General features: G+C 62.0%; 10 protein-coding genes. 9 read left to right on the forward strand and 1 reads right to left on the reverse strand.

What is annotated here, in order from left to right:
* Window positions 1-28: 28 nt before the first annotated feature.
* The gene (locus J1M86_RS07300; protein ID WP_206509360.1) at window positions 29-931 is read right to left on the reverse strand and encodes an alpha/beta fold hydrolase; all 903 of its coding nucleotides are present in this window, start codon (window positions 929-931) and stop codon (window positions 29-31) included.
* Window positions 932-1,302: 371 nt separating this feature from the next.
* Between J1M86_RS07300 and J1M86_RS07305 the strand changes: the two genes are divergently transcribed.
* The 9 genes from J1M86_RS07305 (at window position 1,303) to J1M86_RS07345 (ending at window position 10,632) form a co-directional block, all read left to right on the forward strand.
* Entirely contained in the window at window positions 1,303-2,541 is a 1,239-nt protein-coding gene (locus J1M86_RS07305) for an SDR family oxidoreductase (RefSeq protein WP_206509361.1), read from the forward strand.
* Between the two features lie 4 nt (window positions 2,542-2,545).
* Entirely contained in the window at window positions 2,546-2,740 is a 195-nt protein-coding gene (locus J1M86_RS07310; RefSeq protein ID WP_269417461.1) for a serine/threonine protein phosphatase, read from the forward strand.
* On the forward strand, window positions 2,737-3,480 hold the full coding sequence (locus tag J1M86_RS07315) for a phosphatidylserine decarboxylase (protein WP_307786556.1): 744 nt from the start codon (window positions 2,737-2,739) through the stop codon (window positions 3,478-3,480). The genes J1M86_RS07310 and J1M86_RS07315 overlap by 4 nt, the downstream gene beginning before the upstream one ends.
* Window positions 3,477-4,652, forward strand: a complete 1,176-nt coding sequence (locus J1M86_RS07320; RefSeq protein ID WP_206509362.1) for a hypothetical protein — start codon at window positions 3,477-3,479, stop codon at window positions 4,650-4,652. Before J1M86_RS07315 ends, J1M86_RS07320 begins: the two co-directional genes overlap by 4 nt.
* Window positions 4,649-6,907: an MMPL family transporter gene (locus J1M86_RS07325; protein WP_307786557.1), complete on the forward strand. Its 2,259-nt coding sequence runs from the start codon at window positions 4,649-4,651 to the stop codon at window positions 6,905-6,907. Before J1M86_RS07320 ends, J1M86_RS07325 begins: the two co-directional genes overlap by 4 nt.
* A gap of 353 nt (window positions 6,908-7,260) precedes the next feature.
* Window positions 7,261-7,812 carry a 50S ribosomal protein L10 gene (gene rplJ, locus J1M86_RS07330; RefSeq protein ID WP_206509364.1) on the forward strand — a complete coding sequence of 184 codons (552 nt, stop codon included), beginning with the start codon at window positions 7,261-7,263 and terminating at the stop codon, window positions 7,810-7,812.
* Between the two features lie 79 nt (window positions 7,813-7,891).
* Window positions 7,892-8,278, forward strand: coding sequence for a 50S ribosomal protein L7/L12 (gene rplL / locus J1M86_RS07335; protein WP_206509365.1), 387 nt, complete (start codon window positions 7,892-7,894; stop codon window positions 8,276-8,278).
* Between the two features lie 315 nt (window positions 8,279-8,593).
* Window positions 8,594-9,832, forward strand: coding sequence for an ATP-binding cassette domain-containing protein (locus J1M86_RS07340; protein ID WP_307786558.1), 1,239 nt, complete (start codon window positions 8,594-8,596; stop codon window positions 9,830-9,832).
* A gap of 5 nt (window positions 9,833-9,837) precedes the next feature.
* Complete coding sequence (locus J1M86_RS07345) at window positions 9,838-10,632, forward strand: ABC transporter permease (RefSeq protein WP_206509367.1); 795 nt, start codon at window positions 9,838-9,840, stop codon at window positions 10,630-10,632.
* Window positions 10,633-10,635: the final 3 nt, after the last annotated feature.

Genomic DNA, 10,635 nt, shown 5'->3' on the forward strand with positions numbered 1-10,635 from the left:
CCCCCACGGGGGCCGGCTTCTTTCGTGCTCAGACTCTCGCGAAGTTCGAGCCGAGTTCTCCGAGTATCTCGTCCCACAGTTGACGCGGCAGGTCGTGGCCCATGCCGTCGATGAGGTGCAGCGTGGAGCCGTTGACTGCACGTGCGACGGCGCGGCCCCCGCTGGGGCGCATGAGTCGGTCGGCGAGGCCGTGGATGACGACGGTCGGTGTCGAGATCTGCGCGGCGATACGACGAAGGCTGCCGGTGCCGGTGACGGCAGCCATATGACGCAGCGCCCCTGCGGGGTTGTAGTTGCGGTCGTACATCTCGCCCGCGGTGAGGAGGAGTTCGTCCATCGGCGTCGGGTACGCCGGGCTGCCGATGATGCGACGAGTGTTGGCCGAGTGGGCGACGATTTCTTCGCGCGATGCGTCCGGGCCGGGGCCTTTCATGAGCGGGAGCAGCGCCCGCGGATCCGGCGGCGGTAGAAACGCCTCGTTGGTACTCGAGAAGATGACGGCCGTGCTGAGAACGCGCTCGGGGTAGAGCCCGGCGAAGACCTGCGCGATCATCCCGCCCATCGATGCTCCGACGACGTGGACCTGTCGGATCTCGAGGTGGTCGAGTAGGCCCTTGGCGTCGAGGGCCATGTCTTTGAGCGTGTACGGAACCCTGCTGGACGCCCCGAGCTCGGTTCGCAGGAGCCGCAGCAGTGCGGACCCCTCGATGCGTTGACCGTTCATCTTCGTCGACAGTCCGATGTCGCGGTTGTCGAACCGGATCACTCGGAATCCCTGCTCGGCAATGCGCTCGCAGAACTGCCTCGGCCACAGCGTCATCTGGGCGCTCAGGCCCATGATCATCAGGACGACCGGGTCATCAGGATTGCCCATGTCCTCGTAGGCGAGTTCGATTCCGTTGGACGGCGCGAAGCCGGTGCACGACTGCATGTATCCCTCTTACCAGCTCGGGTCGCCGAGCAGGGGGACAACGAGAAAGCTGGGGTGATCGGTGTCGATGACTATGTCGTGCAAAAGGGGTGATGCATTAGGGTCTTCTATTCTACTGAACAGTCAGAGGCGCTGTTTGGCCGGCAAGGCAAGACTATCGACTCGGGTTGAGTCTGGTTATCCGCAGTAGCATCTGCGTTGTAGACCATCATCATTGCAACCGGTCTGCTTTGTTAAACGTCTTTACATACTCGAGGGTTTGCAGTGGGGGTTCTCAAAGATCCACAGTACTCGTCCGGATGCGGGAATTGCCGTTGTAATTTTGTGCCCGAACGTCGACCAATCGGACGAAGTGCAGCAGGGGGAACCGGATGAATGTAGAACAGATGTGGCGCGAAGGATCGTTGCGACCGCTGTGGCCGCACGCAGATGCGTTGATCACCAACGAATGTCCGGGTCTGCGCTTCAACGGAAAGTACGCCGATGTGGTGGCTCTGAGCACCGGCGACCCGACGGCGCTGCGCCCGCAGATCGACGAGGAGACACGTCGGCGCGTGGCGGCGATGCCGCCGCCGCGGCTGGACACTGCATTGGTGCTCGGAGCCAACGGATTTCTGGGGGCTCACCTGATCGGTCGACTCACCTCGGATCCACTCGTGGAGACCGTGTGGGCGATGGTGCGACCTACCGAGGAAGAGACCGCGCAGGAGCGGCTGCAACGTACTTTCGACCGCTACGAGATCACGGTCGACTCGAGCAAGATCCGGATCGTCGAGGGCACACCGACCGCCTTCCGCTTCGGGCTGGACAAGGCTTCTTACTTCGATTTGGCGGCGGGGGTGGGGCAGATCTTCAACTGCGCCAGTTCCACCGACTACACCGAGAGCTACGTCGATCTGCGTGAAGACTGGTTCGTCAGCGTCCTGCGGATTCTCGAGTTCAGCATCACCTCCACCCGCAAGCACCTCACCTATGTGGGCAGCATCGGGGGACACCTGTACCAGAAGCCGGAGGACTTCCGTCGCCCCGACTCGTGGTGGTATTCCGGCTACGCCCAGATGAAGTGGGTGAACGCGGCCTTGCTCGGATGGCTCTCGCACACGGACACCTACTCGGTGACCGTGTGCGAGGCCCCGTACATTCTCGGCCGGACCGACCTCGGCCTCGATCCCGGACGGGCGTACAGCTTCTGGCGAATCATCGAACTCGCGATCGCCGTGGAAGCGATCTGGGACGGCCCCGGCATGAACTACGTTCCGGTCGACGTCATCACCGAGGTGATGGCCAGCAACGCACTGCGCACTCACCCCATGACGCGTCTGCTCCCGAGCAACCCCACGGGCTACGGACATGATCTCTATGCCGACCTTCTCGGCCTCGACCTGGTGAGCTGGGAAGAATTCGTTCAGCGCGTGAGCGACCGCATTTCCCCGAAGTTCGCCAAGACCATGCTTTCCGAGAATATCGACAATCTCATGCGCCTCGTGCACAAGCCCGAAGCCATCTTTCCGCTGGATCACGACACCTCGTGGTGTGACCACCGTCGGCTGTTCGAGCTGTACTTCGACAAGGCGGAGCTGAAGACTCTCAGTCCTGTTTCGGTCGAGTGACGTGGTGCCCCCGCGAGAGCCGACCTCGGTGCGTCTGCGCGAGACTCCCATTCGAGCTGAACTCGTCAATGCCGTTCTCTCGCTGGGCTTCTATGTGGTGTGCCTGCTGATCGGGTTGTTTCCTCGTCGGATCCGAGATCGGCTGGCGAATGCTTTTGTCAGCTGGTCCGAGTCCGTCGACGAGAGGCGATACACGTGAACGTTCTGCTCCGGTGGGCCGTCGGTGTGGGGGCAGTGCTGGCGGGCTTGTTCGGGCTGTTCTTGTACTGGCGTCTTCGCTTCTTCTTCAGGGATCCGCACCGCGAGCCGCCGGCCGACACGAGGGCTGTCGTCGCGCCGGCCGACGGGTTCGTCACCTACGTCAAACGCGTGGAGCGGGGGGCGATTCCGCACGCCACAAAGAAGGGGCGTTCGATCCCTCTCGAGGAGTTCACCAGTATGAACTCCTCGGCGAGTGGGTACCTCATCGGAATCTACATGTCCGAGTATTCGGTGCACCGCAATCGAATTCCGGTGGCGGGGATCGTCAGCTTCCGGCAGCATCGATCCGCGGCGCCGTTCAACAAGTCCATGGCCCGGGTGGGAGCAAACCTGCTCACTCGCCACACCCCGTACGACGACGGTTGCGATTACATCCTCACGAACGAGCGGCTGACCATCGCAATCACTCATCGGTCGGGGTCGGTCCTGACCGTGACGCAGATAGCCGATCTATGGGTCGACCGCATCGTCGCCAACGTTGCAGTGGGCCAAGAAGTTTCGCGTGGCGAGCAGTACGGCATGATCCGTTTCGGTTCACAGTGCGATGTGTTCCTCCCCGACGAATTGGTCGAGGAGGTCACCGTGACACCCGGGCAATACGTGTTCGCAGGGCAATCGGTGGTGGCACGGTCACCGATTGCAGTTGCTGAAGGCCCCTTACTCGAAGAGGAAGCATGAGAACAGTTCGACAGGTCGAGACAACTCGTGACTGGACCGATTTCAAGACCGTCGCACACCGAATCTACCGAGACGATCCGTTCGGACTACCCGACGAGACCATCGATCTCGATCGTGTCCTCATCGACCCGCCGTCCTCCATCGCATCCACCCGACGAACGTGCGCGTTCGTCGCCTACTCCGACGACGAACCGGTCGGCCGAATCGTTGCCATCCACGATCTGAATTTCACCGGCTACACCGCAGAACCGATCGGATTCTTCGGCTTCTACGAGGCGATCGACGATCAGGTGGTCGCCGACAGTCTGCTCGACGCTGCCGCGCAGTGGCTTTCCGGGCGCAAGCTCGCTTCCATGTCGGGTCCCTTCGGTCCCTCGATGTTCTACAGCGCAGGAATCGTCGTCGACGAGGTGGCGAAACTTCCACTGATCGGAATGCCGCACAACCCGTCGTACTACGCGAACCACTTCGAGAAGTGGGGGCTGGTCGGCATCAAGGACTTCTACAGCTACCTGTTCGACGACCCGTGCATGATCTACAACCGCCCCGAGTACGCCCGGCACATGCAGATTTTCGAGAAGATTCGGGCTCGTTCGGAAATCACGTTTCGACCCATGAAATATCGGTCGCTGCGACGCGATGCGCGGATCGTGCAGGGTCTGTACAACAAGACGTTCACGAACTTCTGGGGATATTCACCGCTGTCGTACGTCGAGTTCCTCGAACTGCTGAAGATGATGCTGCCCATCCTCGATCGCAAGCTCACGCTACTGGCCGAACTGCACGGCAAGCCCGTCGGATTCCTGATGGCGATACCGGATGCGAACGTGGCGGCGTCTCGGGCAGCTCGATTCTCGTCGAGATGGATGCGAGCGGCTGCCACGCTGTGGCACGTCAAACGTCGTGGCAAATCTCCAGTGATCGACGGTGTCCGGGTGGACATGCTGTTCGTCGATCCAGAATGCCCGGACAAGGCGGTGGCGTCGCTGTTGATCATGGAGCTGTCACAGCGGATGCGCGATCGTGGCTACACGCGGGTCGAGGCCGCCCCCGTGCTCGATGACAGTCCATGGATGAAGGGTTCGGTGCTCACTCGGGTCGAGCACACACCACATCGCACCTACCGGATCTACAACTGCGATCTGTCGACGATCCCCGGTGGTGGGTCGTGACCGTAACCGCGACGCCGGTGCGGACGGGCACCGACCGTACGGGCGTCGGTGACCGATGGGGCCGGTTGATCGCACGGCATCGTTGGATCGTGTTGGCGGTCTGGGCGGTGTTGGCCGTGGGATCAGCCCTGATGTACCCGTCGTTCCAGAACAGTCTCGTCGGTGTCAACTTCTCGGTTCCCGGTACGGATTCGAGCAAAGCGGACGAGCTGGTCGAACGCCATTTCAGCTCGTTCGGGTCCGAGCAACTCGTCGTCACGTTCACCTCGGATTCTGCGACCACCTCGGACGCGGTGTATCGGGAACGCGTTCGCGAGGTCGTGTCCTCGCTGCGGCAGTCTCCCGACGTCATTCGCGTCGTCGACCCGTACGAGACATTCGGGCTCATCCCGCAACTATCCGAGGACGGCACGTCGGCGGTGGCGCTCGTCGGCGTCGGTGGTGGCCCGAGTGAGCGGGTTGCTGTGGCCGAGCGCATTCAAGAATTGCTGTCGGGCACATCGGGTGAGGGCATCGAGGTGGCACTCACCGGTTACTCACCGATGACGGTGGATTTGACCAGGGTGGAATCCGCCGATGCTCTTCGCGCAGAGAGCATCGGCCTGCCCATCGCATTCGCGGTGCTCGTCGTCGCGCTGGGGGCCGTGGTCGCTGGGATCGTTCCGCTCGTCTCCACCGGCATCGGCGTGCTCACCGCCTTCGGGGTGTTCTCACTGCTATCGAACGTGATGACGTTCGACGTGCTGGTCACCACGGTCGCGTCGATGATCGGGCTGGGGCTCGGAATCGACTACGCCTTGTTCATCGTCAGCCGTTTCCGTGAAGAAGTCGTGCGAAACTCGGTTACCTCGCGGCAGGACCGAAAATCGATCGAGCGAGCGGTCGGGGTTGCGATGGGCACAGCCGGGCACACCATTGTCATCTCCGGACTCGTAGTACTCATCGCTCTCGGTGCCCTGACCATCGTCGAAGTTCCTGCAGTGCGCAGTATTTCGCTCGTGGTGGCACTGACCGTGTCGTGCGTCGTGCTGGTGGCGTGGACGCTTCTGCCGGCGATTCTCGCGATTCTCGGTCCTGCCGTCGGCAAGGTACCGATCCCGAAGCGATTTCAGCCACCGCTGGCGAGCGGCGAGGACACAGTGCCTACCTGGTGGTCGCGGTGGGCTCGACACGTGATGAAGCGTGCTTGGCGCTACACCGCTCTGACCACCCTGATATTGCTCGCCTGCATGGTTCCGATCGGCTCGATCCAGTACGGCGTCGACCTCGGTGGCGGTGCACTGAGCGCCGAACCCAGTGGGCGCGCCAACGCGGTGCTGACCGACAAGTTCGCAGCCGGGACGATCTCGCCCATCACAGTGGTGTTCACCGGGTCCGACGACGGACCGCTGAACTCCGAACAAGCCGATACTGTCGCGAGCCTGTCGGACGCCGTTCGCTCCGACGACCGGGTCGCCTATGCACTGGCGCAGCAGGAAGACGGACGCTCCATGCTCGTGGTGGTGCCGTCGGTGCCGATCGACTCGAACGCAGCCTCCGAACTAGTGGTGGACATACGGGATCAGGCCGATGCCCTGCGCGGTATCGACGGCACGAACGCGTCCGTCGGCGGCACGACGGCGCTCGTCGTCGATGCCTCCGACGAGATCGCAGGCAAGCTGCTGTGGGTGATCGCGGCGGTGCTGGCGTTCTCGTTCGTCTATCTGGCGTTCGTCTTCCGCAGCCTGGTGATTCCGATCAAGGCGGTGGCGATGAACGTTCTCGTCACCGGTGCGGCACTGGGCTTGACCGTGGCAGTGTTCCAGTGGGGTTGGGGCTCTGATCTTCTAGGCTTCGAGAGTTCCGGGTACATCCAGGTCTATCTACCCGTCACCGTGTTCGCGGTGGTGTTCGGTCTGTCGATGGACTACGAGGTCTTCCTCATCGGACGGATGCGCGAAGTGTTCGTCAGGGGACGGGACAACGAGGCCGCGATCGTGGACGGGATCGAACACACTGCGAGGCCGATCACGGCCGCCGCGGCGATCATGATCGCGGTGTTCGGCAGCTTCTTGACCGCCGATGTACTCGAACTGCAGCAGTTCGGCTTCGCGTTGGCCGTTGCCGTGCTTTTCGACGCCATACTGGTGCGGATGATGCTGGTGCCCGCGATGATGCAGCTGTTCGGGGCCCGCAACTGGTGGCCGGGGTCGCGCAGCGTTCCTGCATCGGAACCGGAATCCGAACCGAACGCGGCACTGGCGGGAGGTCGGTAGTTCGGGCCGTACAAGCGTCGTTTTGGAGTTGGTGTTGTACCTGTTGTAGTCTGGTCGACGGTTCGGAATGAGTTGCTCGTGTGAACGAGCTTCGAAGTTCGGTACCGCCCAATCAAGTTCTACCCAAGACCGTTGGTCACCGCCTTCTCGATGGATTCTCCTGACGGATACGCGGTTGAAGGTTCGGATTCGCTCCGGACGGCCCACGCAGGAGAACGAGGTAGGGAACTTGCTGTGCAGCTGGCTTTACAGCTGCGTACTCGTTCACGCCCCGTGTGCTTCTGCACCGGGGCGTTCGTCGTTTCTTCGGCCCTATCGCGACCGACACGACTACATACGAGAGGAGGCGAAGTATGGCAAAGCCCGAAAAGGTTTCGGCAGTTTCCGAGATCACCGAGCAGTTCAAGGGTTCGACGGCTGCTGTCGTCACGGAATACCGCGGACTGTCGGTATCCGGCCTGACACAGCTGCGGCGTGCGCTCGGCGAGAGTGCCACGTACTCCGTCGCCAAGAACACCCTGGTCAAGCGCGCTGCTGCCGACGCCGGCATCACCGGCTTGGATGAGTTGTTCGTCGGACCGACCGCAATTGCCTTCATCAAGGGCGAGCCGGTCGACGCAGCGAAGGCCATCAAGGCGTTCGCCAAGGACAACAAGGCCTTGGTCGTCAAGGGCGGCTACATGGACGGCGTCACGCTGTCCGTGGACGAGATCAACAAGATCGCCGATCTCGAGTCCCGCGAAATCCTGTTGGCCAAGCTCGCAGGTGCCATGAAGGGCAACCTGTCCAAGGCTGCAGGCTTGTTCAATGCTCCCGCATCGCAGGTTGCACGTTTGGCCGCAGCGTTGGCAGAGAAGAAGGCCAGCGAAGCACCGGCAGAAGCAGAAGCTCCCGCCGAAAGCTGATCCGCACACAGCGACAGCTCCACACCCGAACCTGTGTCGCGGATCAGCGACTCGGTACATATAGGAAGGACCCGCCACCATGGCGAAGCTCAGCACCGAAGAATTGCTCGACCAGTTCAAGGAGCTCACCCTCCTCGAGCTCAGTGAGTTCGTGAAGGCATTCGAGGAGACCTTCGAGGTCACCGCAGCCGCTCCCGTCGCAGTTGCAGCAGCCGGCGCAGCCGGTGCTCCGGCTGAGGCTGCCGAAGAGCAGGACGAGTTCGACGTCGTCCTCGAGTCGGCCGGCGACAAGAAGATCCAGGTCATCAAGGTCGTCCGTGAGGTCGTCTCCGGACTGGGTCTGAAGGAAGCCAAGGACCTCGTCGAGAGCGCTCCGAAGGCCATCCTGGAGAAGGTCGCCAAGGACGCAGCCGAGGCTGCCAAGGAGAAGCTGGAAGCAGCCGGCGCGAAGATCACCGTCAAGTAGTCATTGCCGGAGCTCGTACGAAGGGCCATCCCCGACAAGGGGGTGGCCCTTCGTCTTTGTCTGTTCTGTGTTCTTTCCCTGTCTCTTGTCGATCGAACTGTGCGACGACACAAACATCGCGAATTGGAATTGTTCACAAATCGGGCGAGTCTCGAGCGTGTCGCGGTGAGATGAGACACACTGTTCCGGGGATCGAAGCCCGACTCGGAGAAGTTCTTACCGGGCAGTAAGCTCCAGTGTCGGTGGGGACACTCACGTGCGATAGAGTGACCCAACCCACATCCGGGTCGATGTGTACGAACTGTGGAGGTCAGAGTGGGAGTCGAGGTTTCGGTCGAGGGATTGACCAAGTCTTTCGGTGTACAGAAGATTTGGCAGGACGTTTCCTTGACGCTGCCGTCCGGTGAGGTCAGCGCGTTGCTGGGACCGTCGGGCACGGGAAAGTCTGTGTTCCTCAAGTCACTGATCGGACTGTTGCGGCCCGAGCAGGGCAAGATCTTCGTCGACGGAACCGACATCCTGCAGTGCTCGTCACGCGATCTGTACGAGATCCGCAAGCTGTTCGGAGTGCTGTTCCAGGACGGCGCGTTGTTCGGTTCCATGAATCTCTACGACAACGTCGCGTTCCCACTTCGCGAGCACACCAAGAAGTCCGAGTCGGACATTCGCAAGATTGTCATGGAGAAGCTCGAGCTGACCGGTCTGATCGGTGCTGAGGAAAAGCTACCCGGCGAGATCTCCGGCGGTATGCGCAAGCGCGCAGGCCTGGCCCGCGCGCTGGTGCTCGATCCCGAGATCATCCTCGTCGACGAGCCCGACTCGGGACTCGATCCCGTTCGCACCACCTACATCTCGCAGACGCTGATCGACATCAACGCCGAAATCGATGCGACCATTCTCATCGTCTCGCACAACATCAACCTCGCCCGAACGGTTCCGGACAACATCGGAATGCTGTTCCGGCGCCAACTGGTGATGTTCGGTCCGCGTGAAGTTCTGCTCACCAGCGACGAGCCGGTTGTCAAGCAGTTCCTGAACGGCACGATGATCGGGCCGATCGGCATGTCGGAGGAGAAGGACGAGGCGCAGATGGCGCAGGAGCAGGCGATGGTCGATGCCGGGCACCACGCCGGTGGTGTCGAAGACGTCGAAGGCATCGTTCCCCAGATGAAGGCAACGCCCGGCATGCCGGTGCGTCAGGCGGTCGGACGTCGCCAGGAAAGGGTGCGCCAGATCATGCACACGTTGCCGCACAGCGCGCAGGTGGCCATTCAGGAGAGCCTCGACAACACCGACCCGGGGCAGCCGACTCCCGCCTACAGCGAAGCGGGCAGCCACTCGTACGAGGCCGCGGGCTACGAGAACGCGGCGCCTGAGAACACCGGCTACGACAACACCGGCTACGACAACACCGGCTACGCCAACTCGGGATACGACGAGGCGGGCTACGCGAGTTCGGGATACGACCAGACCGGCTACGACAATTCGGGGTACGAAGCCGGACACCGCGATCAGGGCCAGGGCCAGGGCCCTGCGCAAGGGCGGGGACAGTAAGGATTATGGGTGGTTCCAAGAAATCAGCTCTCGCTCCGGCGGGCGCCGCACTGACGCAAGCCGGAAACATCGTCGAACTGTTCATGGACGTCGTGCGAGCCACGTTCAGGCGACCGTTCCAATTTCGTGAGTTCATCGAGCAGGCCTGGTTCATCGCCAGCGTCACTATCCTCCCGACGGCTCTCGTGGCCATTCCGTTCGGTGCAGTGGTGTCGCTACAGACCGGTTCGCTGATCAAGCAGCTCGGCGCGGAATCGTTCACTGGCGCGGCCAGCGTGCTCGCCGTCATCCAGCAGGGCAGTCCCATCGTGACGGCGCTCCTTATCGCAGGAGCTGCTGGATCCGCGGTGACTGCCGACCTGGGCTCACGCACCATCCGCGAGGAAATCGACGCCATGCGGGTGCTGGGCATCGATCCGGTGCACCGGCTCGTCGTGCCCCGCGTGCTGGCGATGATTCTGGTTGCGGTGCTCCTCAACGGACTCGTCTCAGTTGTCGGCATCACCGGCGGCTACTTCTTCAACATCATCCTCCAGGGCGGAACACCCGGCGCCTACCTCGCGTCGTTCTCCGCACTGGCGCAGCTGCCGGACCTGTATGTAGCGGAGCTCAAGGCCGCAATCTTCGGTGTCATCGCCGGAATCATCGCCTGCTACAAGGGGCTCAACCCCAACCCTGGGCCCAAGGGCGTCGGCGAGGCAGTGAATCAGACGGTGGTCATCACCTTCCTGCTGCTGTTCTTCGCGAATCTCATTCTCACCCTGGTGTACCTCCAGGTCGTGCCCGCGAGAGGAAGCTGACCG

It is taken from the genome of Rhodococcus sp. KRD197 (genome assembly GCF_017168235.1).
In the GTDB taxonomy this organism is placed as follows: domain Bacteria; phylum Actinomycetota; class Actinomycetes; order Mycobacteriales; family Mycobacteriaceae; genus Rhodococcoides.